At 61.1% G+C, this 14,752-nt stretch carries 12 protein-coding genes and 1 pseudogene; 6 read left to right on the top strand and 7 right to left on the bottom strand.

Annotation, left to right across the window (positions count from 1 at the left end; translation table 11 throughout):
• Window positions 1-97: 97 nt before the first annotated feature.
• Window positions 98-1,189 (top strand): dimethylsulfone monooxygenase SfnG, encoded by a 1,092-nt coding sequence (sfnG, locus tag HX805_RS25515; RefSeq protein ID WP_087692696.1) that lies wholly within the window; start codon window positions 98-100, stop codon window positions 1,187-1,189.
• On the opposite strand, the gene HX805_RS25510 is transcribed toward sfnG, so the two are convergent.
• The gene (locus HX805_RS25510; RefSeq protein WP_177009424.1) at window positions 1,173-2,273 is read right to left on the bottom strand and encodes a GNAT family N-acetyltransferase/peptidase C39 family protein; all 1,101 of its coding nucleotides are present in this window, start codon (window positions 2,271-2,273) and stop codon (window positions 1,173-1,175) included. The two genes, sfnG and HX805_RS25510, sit on opposite strands and share 17 nt — an antisense overlap.
• 94 nt (window positions 2,274-2,367) lie before the next feature.
• On the opposite strand from HX805_RS25510, the gene HX805_RS25505 reads away from it, so the two are divergent.
• Together HX805_RS25505 and HX805_RS25500 are read left to right on the top strand one after the other, a co-directional pair.
• Entirely contained in the window at window positions 2,368-3,954 is a 1,587-nt protein-coding gene (locus HX805_RS25505) for a RimK family protein (RefSeq protein WP_003215278.1), read from the top strand.
• Between the two features lie 6 nt (window positions 3,955-3,960).
• Window positions 3,961-4,902, top strand: a complete 942-nt coding sequence (locus HX805_RS25500; protein ID WP_008430799.1) for a magnesium transporter CorA family protein — start codon at window positions 3,961-3,963, stop codon at window positions 4,900-4,902.
• Between the two features lie 135 nt (window positions 4,903-5,037).
• Here the strand turns inward: HX805_RS25500 and map are convergent, their stop codons facing one another.
• The gene (gene map / locus HX805_RS25495) at window positions 5,038-5,793 is read right to left on the bottom strand and encodes a type I methionyl aminopeptidase (RefSeq protein ID WP_177042233.1); all 756 of its coding nucleotides are present in this window, start codon (window positions 5,791-5,793) and stop codon (window positions 5,038-5,040) included.
• Entirely contained in the window at window positions 5,790-5,993 is a 204-nt protein-coding gene (locus HX805_RS25490; protein ID WP_003215288.1) for a ParD-like family protein, read from the bottom strand. The genes map and HX805_RS25490 overlap by 4 nt, the downstream gene beginning before the upstream one ends.
• 258 nt (window positions 5,994-6,251) lie before the next feature.
• Between HX805_RS25490 and ilvA the strand changes: the two genes are divergently transcribed.
• Together ilvA and HX805_RS25480 are read left to right on the top strand one after the other, a co-directional pair.
• The gene (gene ilvA, locus HX805_RS25485) at window positions 6,252-7,271 is read left to right on the top strand and encodes a threonine ammonia-lyase, biosynthetic (protein WP_177081636.1); all 1,020 of its coding nucleotides are present in this window, start codon (window positions 6,252-6,254) and stop codon (window positions 7,269-7,271) included.
• Window positions 7,272-7,776: 505 nt separating this feature from the next.
• Window positions 7,777-8,052, top strand: coding sequence for a DUF1652 domain-containing protein (locus HX805_RS25480; RefSeq protein ID WP_003215295.1), 276 nt, complete (start codon window positions 7,777-7,779; stop codon window positions 8,050-8,052).
• Window positions 8,053-8,213: 161 nt separating this feature from the next.
• On the opposite strand, the gene HX805_RS25475 is transcribed toward HX805_RS25480, so the two are convergent.
• Window positions 8,214-8,474: a DUF2790 domain-containing protein gene (locus HX805_RS25475; RefSeq protein WP_177035605.1), complete on the bottom strand. Its 261-nt coding sequence runs from the start codon at window positions 8,472-8,474 to the stop codon at window positions 8,214-8,216.
• 278 nt (window positions 8,475-8,752) lie between these two features.
• Here HX805_RS25475 and aqpZ point away from each other — a divergent pair.
• Window positions 8,753-9,446: pseudogene (gene aqpZ, locus HX805_RS25470) on the top strand (aquaporin Z).
• A gap of 2 nt (window positions 9,447-9,448) precedes the next feature.
• On the opposite strand, the gene HX805_RS25465 reads toward aqpZ, so the two are convergent.
• From HX805_RS25465 to xylB, 3 genes are all read right to left on the bottom strand, one after another.
• A complete protein-coding gene (locus HX805_RS25465) occupies window positions 9,449-12,115 on the bottom strand; it encodes an autotransporter outer membrane beta-barrel domain-containing protein (protein WP_177117393.1) in 2,667 nt (888 codons plus the stop codon).
• A 159-nt stretch (window positions 12,116-12,274) separates the two neighbouring features.
• On the bottom strand, window positions 12,275-13,213 hold the full coding sequence (locus tag HX805_RS25460; protein ID WP_177117392.1) for a carbohydrate kinase: 939 nt from the start codon (window positions 13,211-13,213) through the stop codon (window positions 12,275-12,277).
• Between the two features lie 12 nt (window positions 13,214-13,225).
• Entirely contained in the window at window positions 13,226-14,707 is a 1,482-nt protein-coding gene (xylB, locus tag HX805_RS25455; protein WP_177117391.1) for a xylulokinase, read from the bottom strand.
• Window positions 14,708-14,752: the final 45 nt, after the last annotated feature.

Genomic DNA, 14,752 nt, shown 5'->3' with positions numbered 1-14,752 from the left:
TTTCCGCGCTCGAAGGCCGGTAGTGCGGGCCTCTCACGCCCACTGGCACAGTTGCTGCTCCACACCTCGTACATGCCAATCCGCGAGGTACAGTCCAATGAGTCAGCAAGCCGTCAAATTTGCCTACTGGGTGCCCAACGTCAGCGGAGGGCTGGTGGTCAGCAAGATCGAACAGCGCACCCACTGGGGCATCGACTACAACCGCAAGCTGGCGCAGTTGGCTGAAGAAGCCGGCTTTGAATACGCCCTGACACAGATTCGTTTCACCGCCGGTTATGGCGCCGAATACCAGCATGAGTCGGTCGCGTTCAGCCACGCGTTGCTGGCTGCCACCACCAAGCTCAAGGTGATCGCGGCAATCCTGCCGGGCCCCTGGCAACCTGCGCTGGCGGCCAAGCAACTGGCAACCATCGACCAACTCACCAACGGCCGCGTTGCCGTCAATATCGTCAGCGGCTGGTTCAAGGGCGAGTTCCAGGCCATCGGCGAACACTGGCTGGAGCACGACGAGCGTTATCGCCGTTCCGAGGAATTCATCCGCGCCCTGAAAGGCATCTGGACCCAGGACAACTTCACCTTCCGGGGTGATTTCTACCGCTTCGACAACTACAGCCTCAAGCCCAAGCCCCTGGGCGAGCCCCACCCGGAAATCTTCCAGGGTGGCAGTTCGCGGGCCGCGCGGGACATGGCGGCACGGGTATCGGACTGGTACTTCACCAACGGCAATACCCCGGAAGGCATCAAGGCCCAGGTCGATGACATTCGCGCCAAGGCGGCGGCCAATAACCATTCGGTGAAAGTCGGTGTGAATGCGTTTGTGATCGCTCGCGACACCGAGGAAGAAGCCCGCGCCGTGCTCGCGCAAATCATCGAGCAGGCCGACCCGGAAGCCGTCAACGCGTTTGGCGATGCGGCGAAACAGGCGGGCAAGGCGTCACCGGAAGGTGAGGGCAACTGGGCCAAGTCGACCTTCGAGGATCTGGTGCAATACAACGACGGCTTCAAGACCAATCTGATCGGCACCCCGCAGCAGATTGCCGAGCGCATCGTCGCCTTGAAGGCGGTCGGCGTGGACCTGGTACTGGCCGGCTTCCTGCACTTTCAGGAAGAAGTGGAATACTTCGGCAAGCGTGTATTACCGCTGGTGCGCGAACTGGAAGCCAAGGCCGGGATCAAGCAAGTCGCCTGAACACCACCACCGCTGCCCGCAATTTATTATTGCCGAACCGGCACATTCGCTCGAACTCCCCATGGCTGACCGGCAGATGCTGGCAGTCCATGGGCTGGCGGTGCTGGCTGTGATCCACGTCCGGGTCGTGCAGGTACACGAAGTCTTCGTCGCAGTCGGTGACGATTACCCAGTGGGGCGACTTGGAGCGGGTCAGGCGGTAGCTGCTGATCAACACCAGCGGCTGGCCGCCGTCGCGCAGCACCTGGGGTAAATCCAGCGGGCCGCCGAGCACTTGCTCAACGTCGCTCAAGGCCAACTCTTCCTCGAAGGCGTCATGCACCAAACGCATGACGTCTTTTTTATGCTGATCACGCACCCCGTCGAGAAACAACGGCCCGCTGACATTGACCTGCATGCGCACCCGAAAGCCCCGGCGCCAGGCGGCCAGCGCCAAACCCTGGGGGCTGCAGCCGCCATGGCCGGCGGTCATGAACACGGTGGTTGCCTCGCGCCAGATCTGCAGTTCTTCCCGGCGCTGGGCCACCCGCGCAGGTTCCAGGGCACCCATGGCCATCAGCAGGCTGGCGGCGCCGCAGGTGAAGTCGGTGGTTTGCTGGTAGTAGGGCACGCTCAAGGCGCGCGCGTCCTGGTGCTGGAGGATGCGTTTCTCCAGGCGCAGGGCCGGGGCGTGGTCTTCGTAGTAGTCGTTGACCAGGGCAAAGCGCCGGTAGCCGTTGCGCTCATACAGGGCGATGGCGCCGGGGTTGTCGGTACGCACTTCCAGGCGCAGGTAGGCGCAGTCATGCTCCACCGCACAGGCTTCGATGCGCGTCAGCAGTTGTTTGCCCAGGCCCAGGCCCCGGGAAGACTCGGCGATGGCGATGGAGTACAGGCGCGCCAGCGAGGTGCCACGGTGGAACAACACCAGGGCGTAGCCCAGCAATTCGCCGTGTTTTTCTGCCACCAGCAGTTGCCCGTGGGCGCGACTGACCATCCACTGGAAGCTGCGGGTGGAGAGCCGGTCCGTGGTGAAACAGTGCTGTTCCAATGCCACCAATGCAGGCACGTCATCGGGTGTTGCAACGCGAAAGGAAAGAGCCATGTGACCGCCGTAAAAGTTGCGTAACGAAACGGGACTTCTCTAAAAGATCGTGCTTAATAGAAAAGGTCTAGTTCTCTAAAGCGGATCAATCAATATGTCAGCGGTACAAGGTCATTGGCGTGAAGTATCCGAGCAAACAGTGGCGGCGACAATAACTTCCAACGGTTATTTTTCCAGCCCTCCCAAGAGTGCAAGTCAAGTCGTGATCATTGTCGAGCGCAAGGAAGACTGGGCCTCGTACTTCCCCAGCGAAGACATCGTCACCGCCCAGGAATACCTTGAGCAAACCCGGGAAAACGAGACGGGCAAGCGCGTGCAGGTGATCAACCTGTGCCGCAGCTACAAGTACCTGGGGCACGGCTATTACTGCTCGCTGCTGGCCGAGGCGCGTGGCCACAAGGTGATTCCGTCGGTGCGCACCATCAGCGAACTGACGAAAAAGTCCCTGTACGGCCTGGCCCTGGATGACCTGGATAAAACCCTCGATAAAGCCTTGAGTCATCATCTCTACAGCAACACCGAAGGCTTTACCCTGACACTTTACTTTGGCCGGACCAATATTGAACCCTTGCAGGATCTGGCCCGCCAATTGTTTGAAGCGTTTCCCTGCCCGATCCTGTTAGTTGAGTTTCGCAAGAATAACGGCTGGCACATCGAAGGCATCAAGTCTGGCGTATTGCACAAGTTGCGTGATGACCAGGAAGACCAATTCGCGAATGCCCTGGACAACTTCAGCCGCAAGATCTGGCGTCAACCGCGCTCCCGCCGTCTGGCCCGCTATGACCTGGCGATCCTGCACGACCCGCAGGAACAACTGCCGCCGTCCAACGCCCGCGCCCTGGAAAATTTCGTCCGGGTCGGCAAGGGGCTCGGCATCGACGTGGAACTGATCGAACGCAAGGACTACGCCCGCCTGGCCGAATACGACGCCCTGCTGATCCGCGAGACCACCAGTGTCGACAACCACACCTACCGCTTCGCGAAAAAGGCCGAAAGCGAAGGGTTGGTGGTGATGGACGACCCGGCCTCGATCCTGCGCTGTACAAACAAGGTCTACCTCACGGACCTGCTGAAAAGCCATCAACTGGGCATGCCCGCCACCGAAATTCTCTACAAGGAGCGACCCGAAGATTTCGAAAGGGTGGGTGAGCGCCTCGGCTTCCCGCTGGTGCTGAAGATCCCCGACGGGTGTTTCTCCCGCGGCGTGATCAAGGTCGAAAGCCAGCAAGCGCTGCTGACCGCCACCGCCGAACTGTTCGAGCATTCCGTGTTGCTGCTGGCCCAGGAATTTTTCTACACCGAGTACGACTGGCGCATCGGCGTCCTCAATCGCAAACCGATCTTTGCCTGCCAGTACTTCATGTCCAAGGGGCATTGGCAGATCTACAACCACAAGGCCATCGGCCAGGACATCAACGGCGAGTGCCGCACCCTGGCGGTTCACGAAGCCCCCAAGGCGGTGGTGGAACTGGCGGTAAAAACCGCCAACCTGATCGGCGACGGCCTGTACGGCGTCGACCTCAAGCAGTCCGGCGACAAGGTGGTGGTAATCGAGGTCAACGACAACCCCAACATGGACGCCGGCATCGAAGATGCCTACCTGCAAGACGACTTGTATTCCCTGGTACTGGAAGAGTTCGTGCGACGCCTGGAGTTGAAGCGTCAAGGCCAGGTGTGGTGACGCGCGATGATCCAGCGCTTTGAATTAACCGATGGCAAGTTGTACAACAGCCTGGGGGACGGCGGGGATGTCTTGCTGTTCAGCAATCCTGACCCCCACGAGCGCAAGTACCTGCGCGACTGCTACAAGCTCGATGAACACGCCCTGGCTTCGGCGCTGGACCCGGACGAAGTGTCGCGCATCGAGTTCCACCCCGATAACCTGTTCCTGATCTGGAAGCGCCCGGAGAACTATTCCGGCGGCGGCAACCTGGTGTTTGAAGTGTCGTCCTGCGGCCTGTTGTTTTCCGGGGACCAACTCCTGGTGATCGCCACCGACGACAGCCAGCTCTCCGGGCTGGGTGCGCGCCGGCCATTGCGCACGCCGCTGGATGTGTTGCTGGACTTGCTGCTCAACAACATCCATCACTACCTGGGCCACCTCAAGGTGATCAAGATGGTCGCCCGGGAACTGCAGCAGCAGTTCAATGCATCGATGAGCAATCGCCACCTGATGCAGATGTTCAACCTCAGCGAAAGCCTGATCTATTACATCAACGCCCTGCACAGCAACGGCGCGGTGCTGACGCGCCTGCGCAACCATGGGGAAAAGGAACATTTCAGCGCTGAAACACTGGGCCTGATCGATGACCTGATCATCGAGAACAACCAGTGCTACAAGCAGGCGGAGATTTACTCCAACGTGTTCTCCGGGCTGATCGACGCCCGGGGCAACCTGATGAACAACAGCATGAACAACCTGCTGCGCAAGCTGACGTTGATCAACGTGGTGTTCCTGCCGTTGAACCTGATCGCCAGCGTGGGCGGGATGTCGGAATTCAGCATGATGACGGCGGGCACGCCGTGGTGGATTTCGTACCCGTTGTTCATGGCCGCGATGGGACTCGGGGCGGGGTTGATGGTGCTGGGGTTGAAGCGGATTGCGGGGAGTGGCGACAAGGCAGTATGACTAAAATCCTGAATATCACTGAGGTCTAAATGTGGGAGCGGGCTTGCTCGCGAAAGCGGTGGATCAGTCACTGTAGATGGCGACTGTCACACCGCTTTCGCGAGCAAGCCCGCTCCCACAGGGGATGTGCGCCATTCAGACGTCCGGCTGCAACGTCAGCACCTCAAACCCATCCCGCGTCACCGCCACCGTATGTTCCCACTGCGCCGACAAGCTGTTGTCCCGCGTCACCACCGTCCAGCCATCCTTCAAGCTGCGCACCTTGGCGCTGCCCTGGTTGAGCATCGGCTCAATGGTAAACACCATGCCTTCACGCAGTTCGAGCCCGGTACCGGGGCGGCCGAAGTGCAGGATCTGCGGGTCCTCGTGCATCTCGCGGCCAATGCCATGCCCGCAATATTCACGCACCACGCTGTAGCCGTTGCTCTGGGCATGGTTCTGGATGGCGTAGCCGATATCCCCCAGGCGTGCACCGGGCTTGACCTGGCGGATGCCGGCCCACATCGCTTCGAAGGTCATTTCCACCAGGCGCCGGGCCTTGGGCGAGACATTGCCGATCATGTACATCTTGCTGGAGTCGGCGATATAGCCGCCTTTCTCCAGGGTGATGTCGATGTTGACGATGTCGCCGTCCTTGAGCACGGCCTTGGCGCTGGGCATGCCATGGCACACCACCTCGTTGATCGAGGTATTGATGCAGAAGGGGTAGTCGTACTGGCCCAGGCTCGCCGGTCGCGATTGCAGGTCATTGCGGATGAAGGCTTCCACCGCGCTGTCGATCTCCAGGGTCGACTGGCCGGCGGCGACAAAACCATCGAGCATGGTAAACACCTGGGCCAACAGGCGGCCGGATTCGCGCATCACGGCAAGTTGTTCGGTGGTCTTGATCATTCGCTGCGCCCCCGGATCAGGTCGGGCTTGTCCAGCAACAGTTTGTTGATCAGGTCGTTATAGGCCAGGTGTGGATTGAGTTCGGCGAGCAGGCCGATCTTGATCCAGAACTCGGCCTGGGCGTTGATGGAACGGTCCATGGTGGCGCTGGCCAGACGGAGTTGTTCGTGCAATTGGTCGGTGATCTTGACGATGCCCATGAGCTTCACTGTGCAGAGTTGATATACAAAGCGTATACGTTTCGTATGCTCTACGTAAAGCCTGGCGTTTCGCCATTGACTTGCCCGGTGGCGCCGGTTAATTTTGATTCATGACATTTCAAACCTTTCGTTGCCAGCCAAGCATTATTACCGCCATTCCTCATTTGGCGGGATAGCGCTCGGCTGTACCCAAACCCGCCCTAGAGGCGGGTTTTGTTTTTCCGTCTCCAGGGCCTTGTAAACACCCAGGAGACATCCATGAGTACCCGCCCGGCGAGCCAGCCCCAAGATTCGGGATTGCTTGAGCACTACGTGAAGAAGATCCTGGCCGCTCCGGTCTACGACCTGGCGGTGCGTACGCCGTTGCAGGTGGCGCCGGCGCTGTCGGCATTGCTGGGCAATCAGATCCTGCTCAAGCGCGAAGACCTGCAACCGACCTTTTCCTTCAAGATTCGAGGCGCCTACAACAAACTGATGCAGCTCAGTGCCGAGCAAAAGGCGCGAGGCGTGATCACTGCTTCTGCGGGTAATCATGCCCAGGGCGTGGCATTGGCGGCGCGGGAGTTGGGGATCAAGGCGACGATTGTCATGCCGTGCACCACCCCGGAGCTGAAGGTGTTGGGCGTGCGCTCCCGAGGCGGCGAGGCAGTGTTGCACGGGGCCAGCTTTCCGTTTGCCCTGGCCCACGCGTTGCAACTGGCCGAGGCCACCGGCAGCACCTTTGTCTCGCCATTCGACGACCCGGACGTGATTGCCGGGCAGGGCACCGTGGGCATGGAAGTGCTGCGCCAACAGCAGGGCCCGCTGGACGCGATCTTTGTCCCCGTGGGCGGCGGCGGGTTGATCGCCGGTATCGCGGCCTACGTCAAATACCTGCGCCCCGAAGTGCGCATCGTCGGCGTCGAGCCCGAAGGCTCCAGTTGCCTGCTGGCAGCCTTGCGCGCAGGGAGCCGGGTGGTGCTGCCGAGCGTCGACAGCTTTGCCGACGGGACTGCCGTGGCCCAGATAGGCGCCCATGGTTTTGAAATCTGCCGACACCACGTGGATGAGGTGATCACCGTCAGCAATGACGAACTGTGCAGCGCCATCAAGCTGATCTACGACGATACGCGATCAATTACCGAACCTTCGGGGGCGCTGGCGGTGGCGGGTATCCGCAAGCATGTCGCGAAGACCGGGATCCAGGGACAAACATGGGTGGCGATCAACTCGGGGGCCAATATTAACTTTGATAGTTTGCGACATGTTGCCGAACGAGTGGCGGCTCAAGCAGATTAAACGTTTAATCTAATGAAAATTTAATGTTAGTCGCAACCACCCGTTTGGAGGGTGTTTATTTTCGCTGTAAATAGTTTCGGGAAGGCGCTTGTTTTTACAGTCTTTCAATTTGCATGACGCCAACCGGTGCTTATTGCAGGATGCATGAGTCGGTGGCCCGTATTTCGTTCGAATATGCCGATTTTCCTGGGCCTTGGCAGGCCATGCCCGACGGCATGTTTAATGCTTCATAAGATCCTGTTACAACTCTGAATGAGCAACAAATACCGCTGCTGATCCCCCAAACGAACGGGTTAATGGCGGTCTGCCACGTAACTTATATAAGTAACGTTGTCGCTTATGAGGAAAGGATCCAACGCAACTCTGAACGGCCTAGTAGGCTGGGTACGTGAAGCCGTCTGCCAGGGCTGGCAAGGCGCAAAAAGGTGAACGTCTCATCACGGTCGCCAGCAATAAGAATATTGATAACAATCGATTGGCAATCTCATAAAAGGAGAGGTCGGCCATGCTTTCGGATCTGGAACTACGCGGCATCATTGAAGGAAGTTTTCTGCCCAAGCGCTGTGAAGTCACCAAGGCGTCGGACGCCTCGCTGACGGTCAAGGTCTATCACGAGATCGATCATGACCGGGTCGACCTGGTGGTCACCGGCATTTGCGCCAACAAGCTCGACAGCAGTCGGGCGATCTGCAACTTGATTACCGAGTTGCGTGAAGACCTCAAGCATACCCACACCCAGGCCCCGGCCCTCAAACGAGCCGGCGCGCGTCCTTTCTATTAAACGGACGGTTGAGCTTCAGTCAGTGAAGACTTGCGGGCCTGGATAAATGCCAGGCCAACGCCGTTTCCTTGATCCTTTCGGCCGTGAAGCGGCCGGCAAGGGTAACGCCTGGCGACCGCAGGAGCGAGCTCGCTCACCCCTGCAACGGCGCTGCAATCACATCAGTTCTGGAAATCACACGCCTCGGACATTTTGCGATAACCCACGTCCTGGACTTTCCCTTGGCTGTCCACGAACTTGATATCGGCATTGATCACTTTGCAGACATTGGTGTCGGGTTCGTGCATGGCAAGTACCTTCTGCACATCCATCTTCTCGCCGTAGTGGTAAGGCGTGATGACGGGTGCGGTGTCAGCCTGCGCCATCCCCGTTACAGTCGTCAGGGCCAGTGCAGCGCCGAGCATTAACGTACGCAGTTTCATGGTGTTTCTCCGCAAGTCGTTCGCAGGCTCAACAACGTGATGAGCCGCGGCCGCCCTGGGCAACGGCTGGAGCCGTGCGAGTGCGGTCGATTCAACTGTCGTCCCGGGGGATTAACCATCGATTAAGTGAGGCTTTACTGACAAAAGCTTCATCTTCAGCACCGTCGATATCTCGCGCGCTTTAACCGGAAAAGTCTGATACGAGCCGGTTAACCCCGCTTGCTACCGTCGCCGCCGGGTCCATCAATCGGATGGCGTTGGCATTGGGTGGAGTTGGTTTGCAAAAGAAAATCGCAGCAGAATTTCTTGGGACGTTCTGGTTGACCTTCGGCGGGTGCGGCAGCGCGATACTGGCCGCGGCGTTTCCGGAGCTTGGGATCGGCTTCGCCGGTGTCGCCCTGGCCTTTGGCTTGACGGTGCTGACCATGGCCTACGCGGTGGGCAGTATTTCCGGTGCGCACTTCAACCCGGCGGTGACTATCGGCTTGTGGGTGGGACGCCGGATGCCGGGGGGGGGACGTGGTGCCGTACATCATTGCCCAGGTGGCTGGTGCGATTGTCGCCGCCGCCGTGTTGGCGCTGATCGCCAGTGGCCGTCCGGGGTTTGAAGTGGGTGCTTTCGCCGCCAACGGCTATGGCCAGTTGAGCCCCGGGCAGTACAGCCTGCTGGCCGCGTTGGTGGTCGAGGCGGTGGCGACGTTCTTTTTTGTGTTCATCATCATGCGTGTCACCGGCCCGGGTGCGGCTGTCGGATTTGCGCCGATTGCCATTGGCCTGACCCTGACGCTGATTCACCTGGTGGCCATCCCCGTCACCAACACCTCGGTCAACCCCGCGCGCAGCACCGGGCCGGCATTGTTTGCCGGCGGGGAATACCTGATGCAGTTGTGGCTATTCTGGGCGGCACCGATAGCGGGTGCGGTGGTGGGCGCCATCGTTGCCCGCGCGGTTAGCTGCCCCCGGGAGGCGTGAGCCTACCAGCTCATGCGTACCCCGGCGTTACCGCTGAAACCCTCCAGCGTGTTGCTGTCCAGTTGGGTGTTGTAGTCCGCCGCCAGGTACACGCTGACGGTGGACGACAACTTGGCGACAACGCCCACACCGAGGTCGGCAGTGGATGACTTGTGATCGGTTTTAATCCGGTCCACGTCGTCGTAGGTCACCGTGTCACTGCCACCGAAGGTGCGCCAGGCGTTGGCTCGCACATACGGTTCGATCGGGGTGTTCTGCACCAGGTAACGCCCCTTCAGGCGTGCGCCGAGGCGGCCGGTCCAGTAGTCCTGGGAATCGAATGAAACCTTGGAGATGCCGTCATTCTGGTGGTCCATGTCAATCTGCTGGTTGATCACCTGCACCTGGGGTTCCACCACCCAGTGTTCGGAGACGGTAATCGGGTAGCCGGCTTCCGCCGAGAGGGCCAGGGCGTGGCCCTTGTTGTCGATCTTCACGTCACGGTCGGACTTGCTGTCACCGTCGAAGCGCGTGCCCATGGCCACCAGGTCAACGTACCAGCCCTTGGGATCGGTGAGGGTCCAGTAGGCGCCGAAGTTATCGCCATCCAGCTTGACCCGCCCGGAGCGGTTGTCCTGGAAGCCCATTGAAAAGCCCTTGATGTCACCTTGCAGGCGGCTTTGGCCGATGAACAGGCCGAAACGCTGGAGCTGTCCGCCGCTGGTCTCGGAGGCGTAGAGGTCATGGCCCACTTGATAGCCCTTGATGGAACCGTCGAAGCTCGGCGATACCGTACCCGACCAGCTCTTGTTGAAGTCACTGCCATAGGCACGGCCCCAGCCCGCCGGAACCGGTCCGGTCTCGCTGAGCAGGCTTTGTTCGCCCTGGCGGTCGTGGAAGGTGCCCAGGGCTTGCAGGGTCATCAACTGCGCGGCCGGGACGACCACCGAGTACACCGGCACCTCCAGGCGATACAACGGGATCGGCTCGGCCCCGGCGATGGCGTCAGGCAACACCGGGTTGCTCGCTGCCGACTCCGGCGAGGTGGCAGCCGCGACCTGGCTGGGCGGTGGAGCAGGGGGCTCGACCGGGGCGACGGGTTGCGCGGTCGGTGGCTCCACGGGCGGTTCATCCGGCGCGACCACGGGCGGCACTGGCGGGATCGGCGGCACGGGCACCACCACCGGGGGCGTCGGCGGTACAGGTGGCACCACCGGTGGCTGCACGGCGACCACCGACGAACGCAAGTACCAGTTATTTTCCGTGCCGGCGGTGACGCCCCCTTTGAACAGCAGATACTCATAAGCTCCGGCGGATACCGAGCCTTTCAGGGCAAATGCATCAGTGCTGCTGGTGGCACCGTTGAGGGCTTGCACCACTTCGATCCCGCTGTTTTGTGTGAGACCGCCCAGGCCGCCGAGATTGCTCACGGTCATTTGTGTGTGCCCGCTGATGGTCCCGTCAGACACTACCAGCTTGTCGGTGGCCGAGTTCTCGTCGCCCAGCACGGTTTGCAACCAGAGCTGCCCATTGTTGCCGACGTAGTTGCCGTCCACCGTCAACGTATCGGTGGCGGTGTTGCTGCGGCTGGTCATGTCGATGGTGCCTGCATTATTCAGGGTGGCCAGTGCGCCTGCGGTGTAGGGGCGGATACTGCCTTGCGTCACGCCCAGGGTGCTGCTGCCATCGATGTTGAAGGTGCCGGTATTGCTGGCACTGTCGCCGAGGAAAAAGTCGCCGGCCAGGTCGAAACGCGCGTTGTTGTTGAGGTTGACCGTTTCCCAGCCGATATAGCGCGCGGCTGTGCTGGAAGTGGTGTTGTCGAAGGTCAGTTGGTCGTTGCCCAGGCCGCCGTCAATTGAAGGCGTCGTGCCGAGCAGGTTTTCGTTGAGGCCGCTGAGCAGCGCGGTGTCGTCGCCATCGCCCATCAGCACCGCGGACCTGATCTGGCCGCCATTGAGCCAGTTGAGTGTGTCGTTGCCGACACTGGCGCGGATCTCGCCGTTGATCACGCCGCCACTGACGGTAATGCTGTCGTTGCCGCCACTGGTGCTGATATTGCCGCCGATGCTGCCGCCGGAGACGATGATGGTATCCGTGCCGAAACCGGTCACCAGGTTGCCGAGGATCGACCCGCCGGACATGTCGTAGATGTTGTTGTCGAGCTTCATGTCGACCCGGCCGATGGTGCCTGCGGTTTGCCGGGCCACGTCGCCATCCTCGAAAGCGCCGACGATGGTGCCGCCGGTCATCAGGAACGTGTCGCGGCCATCGCCCTGGGCCAGGGACTGGATCTGCCCGCCGCTCATCACGAAATCATCGATGCCGTTGCCCTGGGAAACCGCACCGGTCACGGTGCCGGCGCTGATTTGGAAGCGATCGGCACCGTCGCCCTGGGTGATACTCCCGACAATGCGCCCGGAGTTCATGTCGACAAAATCAGTGCCGGCGCCGAAAGTGATATTGCCGTTGATGGTGCCCGTGCCGCCTGCGGGCAGGGTCAGGGTGTTATTGCCGGCAAGGTCCGTAAGCCCAGTCGGACTGCTCCCGCTGTCGCAGGTGTAGGCATCGTTGCCAGGACCCGGGGTGAGCACGCAAGCCGCCAGGGCTTGTTGGGGGGCCAGGTAATGCAGTGAGAGGATGCCGACAGCCAACACGGCGCGAGGCTGAAAAGTCCGTTTATTGCGCATGGATCCTGCCCTGTTTTTGTTATAGAAACTGCACATGTTTCTTGGGTCTAGTACAGTTTTTTACACAATGCAGGATTTTCGGACAGATAACCGCAGGGCTGTAAGCCACGTGATACGTGGCTTACATAGTGGCATGTTGATTTTTTTGCCACGTATTTGTCAGTCCAACTGACGACGATAGGGCAGGTCCGGACCGGTCTTGCTGCAGGTGAGTGCCGCGGCGCGGATAGCGAAGGTGAGCATGCTGCTGATCTGCTCGCGGGTCAGCCGTTGCAGGCCCTCTACCGAGTCCAGTTGCTGCTCGGTCAGCCAGGCAATCAACGCGGCCTGGAAGGTATCGCCAGCCCCAACCGTGTCCGCCATGACGACCTTGGCCGCCGGCGCCGACCAACTGCCGTGCTGGCGGCTGAACACCGTCGCGCCGTCGCCGCCACGGGTCAGGAACACCAGTTGGCAACGGTGTTGCAACCAGCCTTGCAGAATGCTTTCCGGAGCCTGGCCGGGGTAGAGCAGGTGCAGGTCTTCGTCACTGACCTTGATCAGGTCGGCATGCTTGACCAGCTCGGCCACGCGGGCGCGCCACAGCGCGATGTTCGGCTCCGGGTTCAGGCGTACGTTGGGGTCGAGGCTGATCAGGCGCTTGCCAGTTTCCCGGCGCACCAGGGCCAGCAGGGTGTCGGCAATCGGCTGCACCACCAGTGAGAACGAGCCGATGTGCACGCCACGCACTTCGTCACCCAACACGGGCAGATGCTCAAGTTGCAACTGGCGGTCAGCGCAGCCTTCACCGCGAAAGCTGTATTGCGGTGAGCCATTGGCGCCCACTGCGACCATTGCCAGGGTGGTGGGCGCGGAGAATTCCACGAGGTAATCCTCGCCCACGCCTTCGTCCTTGAGCACCTGCAACAGGCGTCGGCCCAGGTAGTCGTCGGAGATCCCGGCGAAAAATCCCGCGTCGATTCCCAGTCGACGCAAGCCTACCGCGACGTTGAACGGCGAGCCGCCGGCAATCGCCTTGTAATTGACCCTGGATGCCTTGCCGCTGGCATCGTCCTCGCTGAAAAAATCAAACAGCGCTTCGCCACATACCAAATACATATTCGTTCGCTCTTAAAGGGATGCCACGTGCTGTTGATAACGCTCATAAGCCTGCTGGTAGGCGCTGACGCTGCCGGCATCCGGCAGTGTGCGGCTGGCTGCGTCGACGCTCACGCAGCGCTGGCACAACTGCGCCAGGCTTTCACCGGACTGGCACCACGCGGCCTGGATTGCCGCACCCAGGGCCGCCGCTTCGCTTTGTTCGGTGCAGACCACTTCGGTGTTCATGATATCCGCGACCATCTGCCGCCACACCGGGCTTTTCGAGCCGCCGCCGATCAGGCGGATGCTCTGGCTCTGCAGGCCGGTCTGGCGCAGCAGGTCCAGGCCGTAGCGCAGGCCGAAGGTGGTGCCTTCGACCACGGCGCGGCACAGGTTGGCGCGGGTCAGATTGGTCATGGTCAGGCCGTGCAGGCTGCCGGTGGCGTGGGGCAGGGCGGGCACCCGCTCGCCATTGAGGAACGGCAGCATGCTCACGCCGTCGGCGCCGATCGGTGCCTGGGCCACCAGCGCGTTGAACGCCGCCAGGTCCAGGTCGAACAGCTCGCGGATGACCCCGGTGGCGTTGGTCAGGTTCATGGTGCAGATCAACGGCAGCCAGCCGCCGCTGGATGAACAGAAAGTCGCCACCGACGCCTGCGGGCTGACATTGGCCTGATCGGCAAAGGCATACACGGTACCGGATGAACCCAGGCTCATGGTGATCACGCCGGGGGCGATATTGCCGGTGCCGATGGCGCCCATCATGTTGTCGCCGCCGCCGCTGGACACCCGGGCGTTCGGGTTGATGCCCAGGCGCTCGGCGATGGCTGGCAGGAGGGTGCCCACTGGCTGGTTGGCCTCGATCAACTCGGGCAGCGCAGCTTCCAGGCGCCCGTCGGGATCGATGTGGCGCAACAGTGCCAGGTCCCATTCACGGGTGCGCACGTTGAAATAACCGGTGCCGGAGGCATCGCCGTATTCGGCGCAGGCGCGGCCGGTGAGCCAGTAGTTGAGGTAGTCGTGGGGCAGCAGGATATGCGCGATGCGTGCGAACACCTCCGGGTGCTGTTCGCGGGTCCAGAGCAGCTTGGACACGGTGTAGCCCGGCGCGATGGCCACGCCGAGGCGTTCCAGGGAGCCGCTTTCACCGCCCAGGTGTTGCAGCAGGCGATCATTTTCGGGCGCGGTTTCGGTGTCACACCACAGCTTGGCGGGGCGCAGCACCTGGCCTTGGTCATCCAGCAACACCAGGCCGTGTTGCTGGCCGGAAACGCCGATGGCGAGGATGTCCTGGCCGTCCACCCCGGCCTGTTGCAAGGCGCGGTGAGTGGCTTCGGTAAACGCGTCCAGCCACTCCTGGGTGTGCTGTTCGCGGCGGCCGTTGGCACCGCTGATCAGCGTGTGGCTGGCGGCGCCCAGGCCCAGGACTTTGCCGCTGCTGGCGTCGAGGACAATGGCCTTGGTGCCCTGGGTGCCGCAGTCGATGCCGAGGTAGAGGTTTTGCTGGGTCATGGTAGGTCGCTCAGCATATTGTTATGGAGAACTCGGTCAATGTGG

Origin of the sequence: Pseudomonas sp. G5001 (assembly GCF_013385475.1) — a bacterium.
Classification (GTDB): Bacteria; Pseudomonadota; Gammaproteobacteria; order Pseudomonadales; family Pseudomonadaceae; genus Aquipseudomonas.
This window is presented reverse-complemented; position numbering and strand designations above follow the sequence as displayed.